This is a genomic window from Burkholderia diffusa, from assembly GCF_001718315.1.
GTDB classification, from domain to species: Bacteria; Pseudomonadota; Gammaproteobacteria; order Burkholderiales; family Burkholderiaceae; genus Burkholderia; species Burkholderia diffusa_B.
Map to the genome: position 1 here is coordinate 966511 of NZ_CP013363.1, position 16544 is coordinate 983054.

13 protein-coding genes are annotated in these 16544 nt (G+C 66.6%); 5 read left to right on the plus strand and 8 right to left on the minus strand.

Features of this window, described 5'->3' with window-relative positions:
• Window positions 1-987: 987 nt before the first annotated feature.
• Window positions 988-2379, plus strand: coding sequence for a sigma-54 dependent transcriptional regulator (locus WI26_RS19725; protein WP_069226900.1), 1392 nt, complete (start codon window positions 988-990; stop codon window positions 2377-2379).
• A 44-nt stretch (window positions 2380-2423) separates the two neighbouring features.
• Here WI26_RS19725 and WI26_RS19730 read toward each other — a convergent pair whose 3' ends face one another.
• The 6 genes from WI26_RS19730 to WI26_RS19755 form a co-directional block, all read right to left on the minus strand.
• The gene (locus WI26_RS19730) at window positions 2424-4865 is read right to left on the minus strand and encodes a glycoside hydrolase family 2 protein (protein ID WP_208604149.1); all 2442 of its coding nucleotides are present in this window, start codon (window positions 4863-4865) and stop codon (window positions 2424-2426) included.
• Window positions 4866-4894: 29 nt separating this feature from the next.
• The gene (locus tag WI26_RS19735) at window positions 4895-5950 is read right to left on the minus strand and encodes a DUF1839 family protein (RefSeq protein WP_069226902.1); all 1056 of its coding nucleotides are present in this window, start codon (window positions 5948-5950) and stop codon (window positions 4895-4897) included.
• Complete coding sequence (locus WI26_RS19740; protein WP_069226903.1) at window positions 5947-6924, minus strand: amino acid--[acyl-carrier-protein] ligase; 978 nt, start codon at window positions 6922-6924, stop codon at window positions 5947-5949. The genes WI26_RS19735 and WI26_RS19740 overlap by 4 nt, the downstream gene beginning before the upstream one ends.
• Window positions 6921-8117: an acyl-CoA dehydrogenase family protein gene (locus tag WI26_RS19745; RefSeq protein WP_059595438.1), complete on the minus strand. Its 1197-nt coding sequence runs from the start codon at window positions 8115-8117 to the stop codon at window positions 6921-6923. The genes WI26_RS19740 and WI26_RS19745 overlap by 4 nt, the downstream gene beginning before the upstream one ends.
• A complete protein-coding gene (locus WI26_RS19750; RefSeq protein WP_069227796.1) occupies window positions 8114-8365 on the minus strand; it encodes an acyl carrier protein in 252 nt (83 codons plus the stop codon). The genes WI26_RS19745 and WI26_RS19750 overlap by 4 nt, the downstream gene beginning before the upstream one ends.
• Before the next feature lie 168 nt (window positions 8366-8533).
• On the minus strand, window positions 8534-9316 hold the full coding sequence (locus WI26_RS19755; RefSeq protein ID WP_208604147.1) for a Crp/Fnr family transcriptional regulator: 783 nt from the start codon (window positions 9314-9316) through the stop codon (window positions 8534-8536).
• A 918-nt stretch (window positions 9317-10234) separates the two neighbouring features.
• Between WI26_RS19755 and WI26_RS19760 the strand changes: the two genes are divergently transcribed.
• Both WI26_RS19760 and WI26_RS19765 read left to right on the plus strand, forming a co-directional pair.
• On the plus strand, window positions 10235-11017 hold the full coding sequence (locus tag WI26_RS19760; RefSeq protein WP_059466216.1) for a Crp/Fnr family transcriptional regulator: 783 nt from the start codon (window positions 10235-10237) through the stop codon (window positions 11015-11017).
• 11 nt (window positions 11018-11028) lie between these two features.
• Window positions 11029-12441 carry an undecaprenyl-phosphate glucose phosphotransferase gene (locus WI26_RS19765; protein ID WP_059539628.1) on the plus strand — a complete coding sequence of 471 codons (1413 nt, stop codon included), beginning with the start codon at window positions 11029-11031 and terminating at the stop codon, window positions 12439-12441.
• 82 nt (window positions 12442-12523) lie between these two features.
• Here WI26_RS19765 and WI26_RS32760 read toward each other — a convergent pair whose 3' ends face one another.
• Window positions 12524-12697: a hypothetical protein gene (locus WI26_RS32760; RefSeq protein ID WP_167359253.1), complete on the minus strand. Its 174-nt coding sequence runs from the start codon at window positions 12695-12697 to the stop codon at window positions 12524-12526.
• 342 nt (window positions 12698-13039) lie between these two features.
• Between WI26_RS32760 and WI26_RS19775 the strand changes: the two genes are divergently transcribed.
• Both WI26_RS19775 and polX read left to right on the plus strand, forming a co-directional pair.
• Window positions 13040-13432, plus strand: a complete 393-nt coding sequence (locus WI26_RS19775; protein ID WP_059510276.1) for a TraR/DksA family transcriptional regulator — start codon at window positions 13040-13042, stop codon at window positions 13430-13432.
• Window positions 13433-13601: 169 nt separating this feature from the next.
• A complete protein-coding gene (gene polX / locus WI26_RS19780; RefSeq protein WP_069226905.1) occupies window positions 13602-15368 on the plus strand; it encodes a DNA polymerase/3'-5' exonuclease PolX in 1767 nt (588 codons plus the stop codon).
• A 15-nt stretch (window positions 15369-15383) separates the two neighbouring features.
• Here polX and ald read toward each other — a convergent pair whose 3' ends face one another.
• Window positions 15384-16499, minus strand: coding sequence for an alanine dehydrogenase (gene ald / locus WI26_RS19785; protein ID WP_059510451.1), 1116 nt, complete (start codon window positions 16497-16499; stop codon window positions 15384-15386).
• Between the last annotated feature and the right edge of the window lie 45 nt (window positions 16500-16544).

Below are 16544 nucleotides of genomic sequence, written 5' to 3' on the forward strand. Positions count from 1 at the left end.
TTGAAGATTGCGTTCGTTCACGGCGGGCAGGTTGCGCATTGCGATTCGGCTGGCGCTCGCAGGCCAACGCCTATCGCGTCGCCGATTTCCTCACGGTGCCCACATCCGTCGTCTGGGCGCGATCATTTCGCCGTGCCGGCCGATACGCGCATACTTGCTGCTTCGCCTGCCCGAATCTTTTCGAGCTGCATGCGGGCCTGCACCGGCACGGTGCCTTTCGCGCCGGCGCGGCGGCAGCGACCCGGGTGGCGCGACAGGTGTGGATGTCATGCTGCGTCGCGGCAGGAGACGCGCGATCCGGCCGGCCGCTTCGTTACGATGTTGTAACGGACACGCCCGGTTCGCCCGCGTTCGATCTGACATGCTGACGTCGCGCCTGACGCGTGATTACCGACGTCCGAAGCATGCTGTCCGGACTTTTTGTGCGATTCAGGAGAAAATCGCGGGCAATGCGACGCGCATATCTTGCAGAAAAGTGGGATTTGCCACTGATTGACGGGAATGGTCGTAGATAATCAAATCCGAGTCGCTAAACGCGCGCCGCGCCGGCGGATCGGCAGCGTAATTGGCTGAATCGATGTTTATCTTTTGGTAACAAGGCCATCTCGATACGGGGTGTAAATTCAGGAGCGGACGAAATGAGGTCACCATCCCGAGAGCGGGTTGGCGGCCATCCGGTTCAGCATCGGGCGCGACTGTCGTGTACGACGCGACGCAAATGCGGACGGAATTCCCGTTTGCCGACGTGCTCCGCCTGACGGCGCGTCGCATGAAAGCCGGAACGCCGCGGCTCCCGCAGTCGCGCGTTCCCTTCGAGTTCGATGACAACGAGGCCGGATGACATCCGGCTCGACCTCCGGGGGCTCTCGCCGTGTGCAGTTTCGATCTTCGCCAAGGCTGCGGAAACGCAGCGCGGACCGGCGGCCATGCGCCGCCGCCCGCAGCGCACGCGAACGGTTCGCGGAGTGGAGAAAGTGATGGTTCGTTATGAATATGCCAATAACGCGCGATAAGAGCGCCGGCGGGGGAAGGAATACCGGGCAGCGTCCGCTGATTTACTGGACCCAGTCACCGTCCGTCATGCTGCGCAAGGAGCTTGCCCGGCGCGACTGGAAAGTGACGGTCGTTGCGCACGCAAGCGAAATGCGCGATACCTCCGGCGAAATCACCTGCGGCATCCTCGACCTGAGCGATGGCCACGCCGACGCGATCGGCAGCATCGCGTCGACCTGCGCGTCGATGCGCGATGTCGTATGGGTTGCGCTCGTCGAAACAGGTCAGACCGCCTCGCCGACCGTGCGCGCGTTACTGCGCGACTATTGCTTCGACTACATCACGTTGCCCGCGTCACACCAGCGAATTGCCGATACGGTCGGCCATGCGTATGGAATGGAATGCCTGTTCGCGCGCGACCGCGAAGCCCTCGAATCGCGGGAGCACGGCATCGTCGGCACCTGCAGCGCGATGCTGAGGCTGTTCGATACGGTGCGGCGCTTCGCGCGCACCGATGCGCCGGTGTTCGTGTTCGGCGAAACGGGAACCGGCAAGGAGCTGACGGCCGTCGCGATCCATCGCCATTCGGAACGGCGCAACGGCCCGTTCGTCGCGGTCAACTGCGGTGCGATTCCGCCCCACCTGCTGCAATCGGAACTGTTCGGCTACGAGCGCGGTGCATTCACGGGCGCGAACGCACGCAAGATCGGCTACGTCGAGGCCGCGAACGGCGGCACGCTGCTGCTCGACGAAATCGGCGATCTGCCTCACGAGAGCCAGGCGAGCCTGCTGCGCTTCCTGCAAGAGCGTGCGATTCATCGCCTCGGCGGCAGCGATCCGGTGCCGGTCGACGTGCGGGTCGTCTCCGCGACGCATGTCGACCTGCGTGAAGCGATGGAAAAAGGGCGTTTCCGCGCGGACTTGTTCCATCGTCTTTGCGTGATGCGCATCGATCAGCCGCCGCTGCGTGCGCGCGGCAAGGACATCGAACTGCTCGCGCATCACATGCTGGAACGCTTTCGTGGCGACGCGCGTCATCGCGTGCGCGGCTTCTCGACCGATGCGATCACGGCGCTCTACAAGCACGATTGGCCGGGCAATGTCCGCGAACTGATCAACCGTGTGCGGCGTGCGGTCGTGATGACGGAAGGGCGCCTGATCACCGCGCAGGACCTGGAGCTCGAATACTGTCTCGACGCGGCGTCGCCGTCCGTTGCCGATATCCGCAAGTCGATCGAACGTGAAGCGATCGAAACCGCGCTGCTGCGCACACGCGGACGTGTCGCCGCTTCCGCGCGCGAGCTCGGCGTATCGCGTGCAACGCTCTATCGCTGGATGGAAGCGTACGGAATCGAGCGGCCGCGCGGCACGGGATCGTCGGACTGACGTGTGCGGCGCGGCCGTGCAACCGCGTGCGCGGTCCCGCCGCGTCAGCCGGCCAACGTGGCGCGCACGGTTCGTGCGGCGTTGACCGCGCGGATCGCCACGGTCGGTGGCGCGCCGGCGGCCGGATGCTCGCCGGCGCTATCCAGCGGCACGAGCGCGACGCGTGCCGGCGTGCCGGGCGCGAGATCGAACCAGTCGTCGCGCGGCACGAAGCCCGGTGCGTCGATCTGCACGTGACGCGCGACGTGGCGCGTACCGATGTCGACATGCCACGTGTCGCCGGTGCGCGACACGCATGCCTCGATGCCGGGTTCGCGGCGGGCGAACACGGCCGGGTGCGTGCGGGACGGGAAGTAGAAAGCTTGCGACAGCAGCGTGCCGTCCTCGGTGCGCAGCGTCGCGACGACGGTATCGTGCTCGCACGGACCGAAGCGATACGCGTAGGTCCAATCGAAGAAGCGGCCGAGCAAATCGGCCGAATCGAGCCGCACCGCATCGTGCGCGGCCAGCCGGACCGGCCCGCCGGCCCGCGCGACCGGCGTGCGGCCGTCGCGCAGCGCGACCAGCTCGACGGCCGCCGACAGCGGGGCCGGTCGCTCGTTGATCACGTGCACGTCGAGCCCGTTCAGCCCTTCGTCGACAAGCAGGACCTGCACCGGTTGAAGTACCTGGCGCAGCGCATACCATGCCGATTTCGGCCGATGCGTCGCATCGAGCAATCCCCATCCCGCGCCCGCCATCACGTCCTGGAACTGCCAGACGAGCGCGCCCGCGCAGCGTGAGCCGGTGCGCCGCCATTCGGAGAACGTGTCGCGCATCAGGTCCGCGATCACTGCGCGCGACAGCTCGAAATAACGCGACGGGTCCTCGCGTCGCAGGCGGTCGGGTGCCACGTCGTACAGCGTGTGCAGATAGTGATCCCGAATATCGTCGAAATCCCATGACGAGCCGGGATCGCGCGGCACGGCCGCTTTCCAGCGCGGCTCATGGACGCCCGGCCAGCCGAGGCTGGCGAGCATCGCATCGCACGGCACGTTCGCGAACGCGAGGCATTCGCTTGCGAAGCGCACGTCGGCGCGACGTGCGTCGTCGAGCGGGCGAAGATACGCGCCGACGCCGTAGTAGTGGGACACGCGTTCGCGTGGCATGAACGGCAGCACGCCGCCGTCGGGCGAGTCGGGGACGTAAGGCGTGTCGGGCCGTCGCGCGGCCGCATGGCCGGCGAGGCGCTCGGCGGTCAGTTCGAGGAAGCGCTGTTTCGGCCCGAGCCCCGACATCGCGGCCTGTTGCGCGATCTCGCTGCCGCCGCACAGCACGGCGAGCGATGGCGATGCGCGGTGGCGCGTGAGGAACTGTTCGACTTCGCGATCGACCGCGTCCGCGAACGCGCGATCGTCGAGCGCGTAGTCGAAGTTCGCAAACATGAAGTCCTGCCAGACCAGCAGGCCGAGCCGGTCGCACCACGCGTGGAATGCGTCGGCCTCGTACGTCATCGTGCCGCCGACGCGAATCATGTTGAAGCCGGCGTCGCGCGCGTATCCGAGCAACCGGCCATAGGTTGCGTCATCCGCGTGCAGCGCGAGCGGCGCGGCGCTGCTCCAGCAAGCGCCGCGCGCGAACACGCGCACGCCGTTCACGCGCATCCCGAAGCCCTTGCCGTCGTCGCCCGCGTCCTGCTCGATCGTGCGAAAACCCGTCGCGCCGAGCGGCTGTCGATCGGCGCCGATGTGCAATGCAACGTCATAGAGCACCGGTTCGCCGTGCGTGTGCGGCCACCAGCGGCGCACGTTCGGTACCGCGACGCTTGCGTGCAGCCGATTGGCGCCGCTTCGCTCGAGCGTCGCGTGGTGCTCGCCGCACGACAGCCGGGCCGCGAACGCATCGGGCAACGGCTCCGCGAACGCGAGTTCCGCGTCGAGCCAGCCGGTGTCGCCGTCGATGCGCGCATGCAGGTCGCGATGAACGAGAACGGGACCATTGGCCGGATCGAGCACGTCCAAGGGCCGCCACGGTCCGGTCGGCACGCAGCGCGGAAACCAGCCGGACATGTGCCCGAGCAGCGACGTGCGAACGGTGCGCAGCGTCGCCGGTTCGGCCAGCCGCGTGCGCCAGCGTGCGCGGCGAAGTGCGCGCACGTCGCGCAGGTGCGGTGCGAGGGCGCGGAAGCAGACCGTCAGCCGGTGCGTGCCGTCGAGCGACACGGGTACGTCGTGCGCGACGAACATGCTGTCGGAGCGCAGGATCGGCGTGTCGTCGAGCCATGCCTCGGCGAGTGTCGCGAGGCCGTGAAAGCGCAGCATGCGCGGCCCGTGCCCACGCAGTTCGACGCGATACCAGTGGTCGCGCTCGTCGAGCGACGCCGTATCGTCGCGCCGTCCGGCCAGCGCGAGCGCTAGTGCGACCGTGCCGGGGACGGGGGCGGCGATCCAGCCGTCGGCGGGAAGATCGAGCGGCCCGCGCGCGGCGCCCGCGGCCGTGGCGAGCATCGACCACGCGAGCGCGGCGTGCGTGCGTATCACCGCATCAACGGCACGGGGGCCGCCTCGATTCGAACGGGTACCGCGTGCTGAAGCGGCGCGGTGATCTGCCGCGCGCACTCGATCAGGTCGGCGTAAGCCGCTTCGATCGCTTCGAGCGTCGCGTCGCCGCGCTCTTCCTTGCCGCGCGCGCAGGCCCGCGCCAGCCGGAACTCAAGCACCATCGCTTCGGACGCGATGCGGTCGCAGGCGCTACGAATCTCGGCGAACGGGCCGACGCAGCCGCTCGCCTGCAGCCACCGCGCGTAATGGCCGAACAGTTCGAAGTTCGCGCCGAGTTGCCGCACAGAATTGAACGAATACGCGTGGAAGCGTTCGAGCGGCGAGTCGGCGAGCGATTTCGCGTCGATCTGCAACTGGCGCCGGAACGCCGTGACCGGATTGACGATCGGCAGGCGGCGCAGATGGCGTTGCAACGAGGCGAGCGAGGCTTCGCACAGCGCGCGCTCGTCGAGCGGCGCGAAGCGCCGCTTCGCGCACTCGACATACGGCGGCAGCGGCATTGGCGAAGAGCCGCCGACGAGGCCGTTGTAGTCGAAATCCTCGGCCACGTAATAGCCGCTGTTGTGGAAGTAGCCGATCTGGCGGCGCGCGCGATCGATCGAGTCGACCCCGATCGTCGTCTTCGTGTGCTGCGTGCGGTAGCTGCTGCCGCGCGTGTCCGGCAGGAACCATGCGTCGACCTCGACGATCATCAGGTGACCGCGCGCGATTTGCGTCTCGATGTGTTGCTCGAGCGGCTCGTAGATCGAGTGTTCCTGCACGACGATGCCGTAGAGCCGCTCCAGTTCGTCGTGCGGAAACTTGAAGAACGTGAACTGGTCGCCCTCGAAATCGAGCGCGATCGTAAACGGCAGAGCCGCGTACGGATTGAGGCCCCACCACCGGAGCACCTCGAGCCACATGTCGACGTAGCAGTTGGTCTGCTTCCAGACCATCTCCTGACTGTGCAGCGGGTGCGACCGGTAGTGGCGTGCGCGGTGGCGCACGTCCTCGAACGACGCATCCTCGCCGTCGCGGGACACGAATTTCATCGCGTGCCCCACAGCACGTCGCGAACGTCGGCCGGCCATGCGTCGATGTCGAAACCATGATGACGGAACAGCGCGAGCGTCAGCCGCTCGAGGCCGAAGCCGACACAGCCCGTGTGCGCGACGTCGCCAGTCGCGGTGCGGATGTCCCACAGCAACCCGAAGTGATCCATGTGGTAGTTGAAGCTCAGGCACGCGGTCTGGCGATCGTCGTGCTCGATCGGAATCAGCAGCTCGAACTTCAGGTTCTGCTCGCGCTGGCTGTTCGCGACGATCTTGCCGCCGCGGCCGAAGAATGGATCGTTCGCGAGATCGATCGCGTTCGGCAGCCGCAGCGCCTCGATCATCCGCGTGCCGCGCTCCATCCACGTCGCGCGGAACGCAACGATCTGCTCGGGCGTGCCGATCCGCACGTATTCACGCATCCGGAACAGCTGCATGCGGGTCGGGTCGAGCGACGGCTCGTGGCGAAAGCAATACGAGAACACGTCGACGATGCGGCCTTCGTCGGGCAGCGCACCCGCGCGCGCGACGACCGGATAGACCGGGTAGCAGGCGGCCGGCGTCATCACGACGTAAGTCGGCTTCTGGCTTTCGGTCCAGTCCTCGCCTCGGTCGAGGCACTGCAGAACGCGCTGATGCCGCTGCTCATCGCCGCGGAACGCATGCACGCTGCCCGCGAGTTGCGGGAAGCTCTTCATGTATTCGCTGCGCTCGAACTCGATGCGGCTCATCGCCGGCGGGAAGCGCAGCACCTCGGCCTGCTGATCGGCGCCGAGGCGCGTGACGAAGGCGTCGAGTGCCTCGACGACGCGCTCGAATCGCTCGCTGCGGCCGAACAGGCCCTGGATGCCGGTCGACACGAGCAGGCCCGCATCGATCAGCTCGTCGCGCAGCGGATTGGTACCCGCGCGGTCGAGCGGCGCGTCCGACAGGGCGGCGGTGTTGGCGGAGGGCACGGAGAGGCGGTCGTTCACGAATGTTTCTCCAGCGTCGCGGGACGCAATGCGAGCAGCAGGCTCGCGGTATTGGCGGCAATGCGGTCGTTGCTGATCATCAGCGGCGCCGCGTGCAGGTCGCGCAGGTGGCGGCCGATGCTGAACGGCGTGCCGTGCTTGTAGCCCGCCATCCCGCAGATCATCATTGCCTGCTGTGCGACTTCGAGCGCGGTCGACGACACATAGGTCTTCAGCGTGTTGATCTCGGCGGCCCACGCCATGCTTGCCGACCACGAGCGGGGCGACGCGCTGGCATGGAGGCGCAGTACGTTGTCGACGCGGGCCTGCATCGCCTGCATCAGCGCAAGCGATTCGGCGATGCGCCGTGACGCGGGCGACGGAGCGCCATCGGTCTGGCGCGCCTGCGCGCGGAAGAACTGATGCGCGCGATGGAACGCATCGCCGGCCACGCCGATCCACACCGCCGCCCACAGGATGTGCGAAACCGGCACCATCGTCTGTTCGGCGATCTGCGCGAACGGCACGGGCAGGCATTGCTCGGTCGTGCCCAGCGCGTCGAGCACGAAGCCGTTGCTGCACGTCCCGCGCATGCCGAGCGTGTCCCATTCGCCGCGGCGCGTGAGCGTGTAGCCGTCGCGCAGCAGCGTGACGAGCACTTGCTCGGACGGCGGTGCATCGGCGTCGCGCCGCGCGGTCGCGAGGATGCCGTCCGCATAGTCGCCGTACGAGATCGTCGGCGCGGATTTGTGCAACCGGAATTCGCCGCCGTTGGTCTCGAGCGCGCACTGGCTCGCGCGCAGGTTGCCGCCAACGCCATCTTCCGATGTCGCCGACGCGAGCAGCCACTGATGGCGCACGAGCTGTCGCAGGAACAGCTTGTGCCAGCCCTGGTCGGCCGCGTGATTGACGATGCAGGCGACCTGGATCTGGTGCATTGCGAACACCATCGCCGACGATGCGCAGGCCTGGCCGAGGATCGAGCATGCCGATGCGATGTCGGCCAGCGACGCGCCGGCACCGCCGAGCTGAGCCGGGACCATTGCACTCAGCAGGCGGCGCGCGCGCATGGCCTCGATCGCTTCGACAGGGCAGCGCGCATCGCGGTCAACCGCATCCGCGTGCTGGGCGGCGATTTGCGCGACTGCATGCGCAGCTTCGTCAAGCCGGCGTGCGTCGTCGTGGTCCGCGAGTTCGGGAAGCAGCGCGCTCATGCGGAATGCTCGGAGCGTTGCAGGGTCGCGATCGTGTCCGCGAGTGCGTCGATGCTGCGGAACAGATTGCGGTTCAGCATCTCGTCGGGAATCTCGATGTCGAACTGCTTCTCGATCGCGAGCATCAGCTGGATCGTGTCGAGCGACGAGAGGCCTGCTTCGTAAAGGTCGTCCCCGTCACCGATCGAATCGATCGCGGTTTCGAGGTGGGCGACGTGCTTGAGGATGGTTCTGATTTCGTTTTTCACGTGCTGCTCCGGCGTGTGTGGTGTCGTCCGCATGGGCGGACGCGCGCAGCGCGCTGACATCCCCCCGGCAGTCCGGCATCAGTAGACCATTCGCAAGCACGGCGTTCTGTTCGCCACCCTACAATCGGCTGACTCGGATCGAACGCGCGCGCCGAAACGCCGTGCGCATCACGCGCGTGCCGCTGCGCTCACGCTCGAATCGGCCGACAGGATGCGCTTCATCTCGTCGCGCACGATTGCGCGGCAGCCGCACGACATTTTCTCGAGGCCAGCGAGGTCGGCAAGCTCGATCGAGCTTCGGTACTGGCGGATCAGGCCGAGTTTCTGGATCTCGCCAGCCGCGTCCGTGACCGTCTCGCGCCGCACGCCGAGCATCTGCGCGAGCATGCTGTGGGTGACCTGGATCTCGATGCTGCGCGACCGGTCGTAGGCAAGCAGAAACCATCTGCATAACTGATGTTTGAGCACGTGATGGCGGCTGCAGAACGTGATCTGCGATACCTGGGCCATCAGCAGCCGCACGCAGACGAACACCAGATGACGAATCACCGGCGATGCATCGAACGCAGCAGTGAAGATGCGTCGGTCGAGCCGGTAGACGAAGCCGTCGCGGCATGCGACGGCGCGGCACGGCATCCGGCCGCTGCCGCCGATCACGTCGTCGCATACGACGCTCTCGCTGCCGATCTCGGCGACTTCCAGCGTCATGCCGCCGGACGATACGTACTGCAGCGAAATCGCCGTCGTGACGGGCAGATAAACCGCAGTGAGCATTTCGCCGGGTTCGCACAGCACCTGGCCCGATTTCAGGTGAACGAGCTGAAGATTGGCAATCAGCGTGGCGCGTTCATCGCGATCGAGGGCCGCGAGGAATCGGTTGGCGTCGAAGCTGTGGGAGAGCTCGATCATGCCGCTCGCGTGGGCGACGGCGTCATTGGCCTGGAGGGTCACGGCGCATCCTCGTTAGGGGGCGGTCGTACGTCGCGTGGCGGCATCCACGGGGATTTAGCACGCGCGTGCGGATTTGAGTTGGTCGAAATTCGAATGCCGATTGCCGGAAAAGGCTAGCACGCAATTGGAATTCAATAAATTTCGAGCTACGTCACTTCACAAAGTTTGACGATTCAAGGTAAACCAAAAACGTTATATGCATTTGAACATCATGTTTTCGCGGATTAATTGCCGCGATGTAGATCGACGGATAAGTCGACAATTTGATGTCGATCTGGAATCAATCGGGAGGCGACGCGTATCCTACAGGTAAAACATAAAGAATGCATTGAACATTATTTGACAATTGAGATTCCATTTGCGAATTATCCAATTTAATCAATCAGTTGTGTATGCTATGTGCGTTTGCTTACAAAGTCGAAAATTAATGTGTCGATTCATATTTGAGACAGTTTCAAACGGGCATTCGAGGCGCCGAGTGCCGCTCGGGCGCCATGCGAAACATCATGGAAACAATTGAAAACAGGTCGTAAGTATTTGAACGATAAGGCTCGTGAGCCGCTGCTGGCGCCACCGCGCGCGCCGTGGTCATTGATCAGTCGAATTGCCTGCTGTGTCCTCTGCGCCGGAGGGTGTCCGAAAATGAGACGTTTTTTGCGGTTTTCAGCCGGCTATTCGAGGGTTCTAAATCACGGGTCATTTATATATTAAGGATGAGGCGGGTATTGGCACGTAAATCGCTTATTGCGACGGGCGCATCGAAACGGGACTGCCGATTCGATCCGGCGGCGAGAAGCCGAAGGTGGATTGGATGGAGGGTTGTGGGCCGCAACCCGTGTCGCCGTCCGGACGCGCATCGCGATAACGAGTTCCGCTGACGCGGCTGCATGCGGCGCGGACGACAAATGGGATACAGACATGCTTCATCTTCACTCGAGCTACTCGGCGAATGCCATCCTCGACGCCCTCCCGGAGGACAGCATCCGTGCCATCGCACCGCACCTCGAACTGGTCAGGGTCAAGGCCGGCATGCTTGACCGTGTCGGGGAACCGATGCGTCACCTGCATTTCCCGACGACCGCCATGATGTCGGTGCAGCATCTGATGGAGGACGGGGCGATGGTCGAGGTCGCCGTGGTTGGCCGCGAAGGCGTGGTCGGCCTGGCGACGCTCGTCGGCGGCACCGCGGTATCGAACCGCGTGGAGGTCCGTATCGGCGGGATGGCCTATCGCGTGCCGACCTGCGTGATGCGCTCGGAATTCGAACGTTCGCCGGCGACGTATCGGTTGCTGCTGAACTACTGCCAGGCAACGATGGCGCAGATCTCGCGCAGCGCGTTGTGCAACCGGCATCACTCGGTCAGCGAGCAGTTGAGCCGCTGGCTGCTGCTCGCGCATGACCGGATCGACGGCGACGAACTGGCCGTCACGCAACAGACGATCGCGAACATGCTCGGCGTGCGTCGCGAAGGTGTGACGGAAGCAGCCGGCAACCTGCAGGAAGCCGGGCTGATCCGTCAGCGTCGCGGCCGCATCACGGTGCTCGATCGCGACGGCCTCGAGCGCCAGGCGTGCGAGTGCTACGAGCTGATTCGTGCGGACTATCGCCGGCTGCTGGGCACGCGTGCCGGCGTGCGATCGATGCCGGTGCGGCCGCGCATGCACGATGTGCACGGTGGATTCCCCGCGCACGGTGCGTGACGATGCATTCGATGGCGGGTGGAACGAATACGATGCGGCGCGCCGCGATCGCTGCGGCCGATGCCGCGCTCGTGCTGGCAGGCGCGCTCGCCGTGCAGGTTGTGATGGGGCTCGCTTGGGGCGATCTGTCCGACGCGCAGCGCGGCGCGATTGCATTGCTGTGCGCGCTGACGGTCGCGCTCTTGCCGCGCAGCGTGCGTGTGTCGCGCGGCGCGGCGTCGTCGCATGACGGCGGATCCGAGCTGACGCGCACGCTGGTCGCCGTCGTGTGCGCGAGCACGCTGACGGTGGGCGGCACGATGTGGATCGCGAACCGCGGCGGCACGGTCACCACGCGCTGGATTGCGCGGACGGTGCTGTCCGGCGACGCGGCACTGCTGCTCGGCAGGCTGGCATTGGGCGCGCTGGCGATGAAGCGCGGCGACGCGCGCGCACGGCAGCGGCGAGTCGCGATTGTCGGCGCGACCGCTTACGGACGGGTGGCGATCGACCGTATGCAGCTCGAGCCGGCCGGCCCGTTCGCGGCGGCCTGCGTATTCGACGACGACGCGCCGGTCGTGGCAGCCGCCGACGGGATCGGCGGCGTGCCGGTGATCGGCGACTGGGTCGCGCTGCGGCGCATGATCCGCGGCGGCGAGATCGACGAAGTGTGGCTCACGTTGCCGATGTCCCACGAGTCGCGCATTCAGCGCATCGTGCGCGAATTGCGCGACGAGTTTGTCGAATTGCGACTGTTGCCGGACGTGCGGCAGATGGCGGTCGTCGAGCGATCGGCGACCGATGTGCTCGGCATGCCGGCAATCAACCTTGCGACCACGCCGCGTTCAGCACCGGAACTGTGGGCGAAGTTTGCGTTCGACCGGCTGTTCGCGATCGCCGTGCTGATCCCGCTGCTGCCGCTGCTTGCGGTGCTGGCGATCGCGGTGAAGCTGTCGTCGCCGGGGCCCGTCTTGTTCAGACAGCGCCGCAAGGGTGCCGACGGCCGCGAGTTTCACATCCTCAAGTTCAGGACGATGCGCGTGCATCGCGCACAGCCCGGTGTCGTGCGGCAGGCGTCGCGCAACGATGCACGCATCACGCCGGTCGGTGCGTTCTTGCGACGCACGTCGCTCGACGAGCTGCCGCAGTTCTTCAACGTGTTGTTCGGCCAGATGTCGGTGGTCGGGCCGCGTCCGCATGCGATCGAACACGACGACTTCTACCGGCAACTGGTCGACTGCTACATGTATCGCTATCGCGTACGGCCCGGGATTACGGGATGGGCGCAGGTGAACGGTTATCGTGGCGAGACGCGCAAGGTCGAAGCGATGGCCGCGCGTGTGAAGTTCGATCTGTTCTACATGCAGAACTGGAGCTTCTGGTTCGACATGAAGATCATCCTGATGACGGTCGTGCGTGGCTTCGTCGGGCGCAATGCGTTCTGATGAAGAGGATCGCGAAGTATTATGCGCGGCGTTTTCTCGGTTTATGCGATGCGCCTCGCAACGGCGCACCTGAAACCGTGCGTCAACCGTCTGCCGGCGGCTGAGCCGCCGCCGGCAACACAGCGGGCGCGGCGGCGGGGCTGGCGTCGGGCGCGGCTTGCGTGCTCGACGGCTGAATGGCGTGCTGGATCGTCGGCACGACCATCGTCGGGAACAGGGCTGCAAGGGCCACCCAGATGACGACGCCGAACAACATGACGTTCTCCTGGAAAGCAGCGGATTCGCCGCGCATGCTTTCAATCTATGCCGCAACTTTTTACAGGGGATTGATCGACCTCAACGGCAACCGCGTCAGACGAATGGGCGCACGCGGGATTATCGCGTCGGTCCCCGGTTTTCGTGCGTGCGGTGCGGGCGCTGACGCCGGTCAACACATGCGTGTGCATTGGGTTTATGCTGCGTCGAATGCGTCCCGCGCTTCGTGCGGCCGGACGCGCATCCGGGCGCGGCGAGCCTGGCCTTCCGGCCCGCCGCGCACCGGCGCGACAACCGCGCGCCGCATGCTCTTCGCGCGGAACCCCGAAAAGGAGAGACGGCGATGGCGCTCGATCAAGAACAACGGCAGACGCTGCAGCGGCGGCTGACCGAAAGCGAGCAAGCGTTGCGGGCGGATATCCGGACGAGCGAGGACCAGCGGGCGTTGGAGTCCTATGCTGAGCTCGCCGGCGCGGCGCCGGACGAGGGCGACGAGGCGAACGCCGATCTGTTCGTCGACATGGATCACGCGCTGATCGGCATGAAGCTGGCCGAGTTGCGTGCGATCGGGCGCGCGCAGCAGCGCATGCGCGACGGCAGCTACGGCGAATGCATCGATTGCGATGCGCCGGTCGGCTATGAGCGGCTGCTCGCGCGCCCGACTGCCGAGCGTTGCACGCATTGCCAGTCGGTGTACGAGCGCCGCTACGCGACGACACCGCGCGCATCGCTCTGACGTATCGGCGCACGAGCCGCGCAGGCCGCATGCTCCGCCCGGCATGACACGGGCAGTCGGTGCAGGATGACCAACGGGCGCCCGCCGTCGTTGATATGCGGCGCCGGGCGGGAAGAGGCCGGCGCGTCAGCGCACGGCCCCATCCACGTGGAAGGGAGCCACATCGACCATGCCGATCCACAATGCCGAGTGTGCGGCCGTCTTCACCGAAATCGCAGACATGCTCGAGATCCAGGGCGCCAACCCGTTCAGGGTGCGCGCCTATCGCAACGCGGCCCGCACGATTGCCGACTACGGGCGCGACATTCCGTCGATGATCGAGAATGGAGGCGATCTCGGCAGGATTCCGTCGATCGGTGCCGATCTCGCGGCGAAGCTGCGCGAAATCGCCTCGACCGGCACCTGCGAACTGCAGCAAACGCTGCGCCATGCGCTGCCGGGTGCGATCGTCGAGCTGCTCGACGTGCCGGGGCTCGGCGCGAAACGTGTCAAGGCGCTGTATGACGCACTGCACGTCGACTCGCTCGAACAGCTGCGCGCCGAAGCGAAGAGCGGGCACGTGCGTGAGTTGCCGGGTTTCGGTGCGAAGACCGAAGCCCATCTGCTCGACGCGATCGAGGAGCGACTCAAGCGCGAGCCGCGGCGCTTCCTGCTGCCGGAAGCCGCGCGATCGCTGATGCCATTGCTCGAGCGTTTGCGCAAGGTGGCCGGCGTCGGCGAAGCAGTGCCGGCCGGCAGCTTTCGCCGTGGCCGCGAGACGGTCGGCGATCTCGACGTCCTCGTGACGGCGCGCGATCCGGCTGCGGCGGCAGATGCGTTCGTCGGCTACGGTGAGGTCGCGCGCGTGCTCGCGAACGGCAAGACGCGTTCGAGCGTCATGCTCGCCAACGGGCTGCAGGTGGACCTGCGCGTCGTCGATGCCGACGCGTTCGGTGCGGCGCTCGTTTATTTCACGGGATCGAAGGCGCACAACATCGCGCTGCGCCGGATTGCGCAGGCCGGCGGCCTGAAGATCAACGAATACGGCGTATTCCGCGGCGACGCGCGAATCGCGGGCGCGACGGAGGCATCCGTCTACGAGGCGATCGGTCTTCACTGGGTGCCGCCCGAGTTGCGCGAGGACCGCGGCGAGATCGACGCATCGCGCGCGGGCACGCTGCCGGCGCTGGTCGAGCGCACGCATATTCGTGGCGATCTGCACGTGCATACCGACGCATCGGCCGGGCGCGACAGCCTGCGCGCGATGGCGGATGCGGCCCGCGCCCGCGGGCTCGCTTATCTGGCCGTCACCGATCGCGCACCGGATACGGAAAATGAACGCGCCGATGGCGGCTGGCTCGTGCGGCAGATCGACGAGATCGATCGGCTCAACGCGTCATTCGACGATTTCGTGCTGCTGAAGGGCGTCGAGGCCGGCATTCGCGAGGACGGCAGTCTCGACGTGCCCGACGACGTGCTTGGCCGCCTCGACCTCGTCGTCGGCGCGGTGCGCGACGGCTTCGGCCTGTCGGGCGACGCGCAGACCAGGCGGATCCTGCGTGCGATCGACCATCCGCATTTCTCGATCCTTGCGCATCCGACCGGCCGGCTGCTCGGCGAGCGCGATGCATGCGAACTCGACGTGCCGCGCGTGCTTGCCGCGGCCGCCGCACGCCACTGCTTCGTCGAACTCGACGGCGACCCGCGGCGGCTCGATTTGCCGGACATCTGGTGCCGCGAGGCCGCGAAGGCCGGCGTCGCCGTGGCGATCGGCTCGGACGCGCAATGCACGGACGACCTGGACAATCTCGGATACGGTATCGGCCAGGCGCGGCGCGGCTGGCTCACGCGACAGGACGTGCTCAACACGCGCACGCTCGCGCAACTGCGGCCGCTGCTCGCGCGCACGATGCGCGCGAGCAGCGCGTCGACGCGCTGCCGCCCGAAAGGCGCGTGACGGCGCGCGCCGAACTCAGGCCAGCACGTCTTCCGCCGGCACGTACGGCAGGCCAAGCGCGAGCGCGACGGCCTCGTACGTGATGCGGCCGTCGCACACGTTCAGGCCCGCGCGCAGATGCGGGTCATCGGCCATCGCGCGTTTCCAGCCCTTGTCGGCGAGCGCGAGCGCATGGCCGAGCGTCGCGTTGTTCAGCGCGAATGTCGATGTGCGCGCGACCGCGCCCGGCATGTTCGCGACGCAGTAGTGCACGACGCCGTCGACGACGAAGGTCGGCCGGGCATGCGTCGTTGCATGCGATGTCTCGAAGCAGCCGCCCTGGTCGATCGCGACGTCGACGACAACCGCACCCTTGCGCATCGTCGCGATCATGTCGCGGGTGACAAGCCGCGGCGCCGACGCACCCGGCACGAGCACCGCACCGATCACGACATCGGCGTCGCGCACGGCTTCGTCGATCGTATGCGCGTTCGAGCAGACGGTCGCGATCCGGTTCGCGAAGACCAGGTCGAGCTGGCGCAGCCGCCCCACATTCGTGTCGAGCACGGTGACGCGCGCGCCGAGGCCGACCGCCATCTGCAGCGCACCGGTACCCACCACGCCCGCGCCAAGCACCACGACGTGCGCGGCCGGCACGCCGGGCACGCCTGCCATCAGCACGCCGCGGCCGCCGCGCGGGCTTTCGAGATGCGTCGCCGCGACCTGGATCGACATGCGTCCCGCGACCTCGCTCATCGGCGCGAGCAGCGGCAGCCCGCCGCCGGGGCCCGTCACGGTCTCGTACGCGATGCAGACCGCGCCGGACTTCACGAGCGCGGCCGCTTGCTCGGGATCGGGCGCGAGATGCAGATACGTATAGAGAATCTGTCCGCGCCGCAGCATCGCGCACTCGGCCGCCTGCGGCTCCTTGACCTTGATGATCATGTCCGCGCGCGCGAAGACGTCGCGCGCGTCGTCGCACAGTGCCGCGCCGGCGGCCGCGTAGTCATCGTCGAGCAGGCCGATCGCGGCGCCCGCGCCGCGTTGCACGAGCACGCCGTGGCCATGCCGCGTGAGTTCGCGTGCGCCGGCCGGCGTGAGCCCGACGCGGTATTCGTGGTTCTTGATCTCCTTCGGCACACCGATCAGCATGAGTCGCCTCCATGAATATTCGTCATTGTTGTCGTGCCCGCGCGT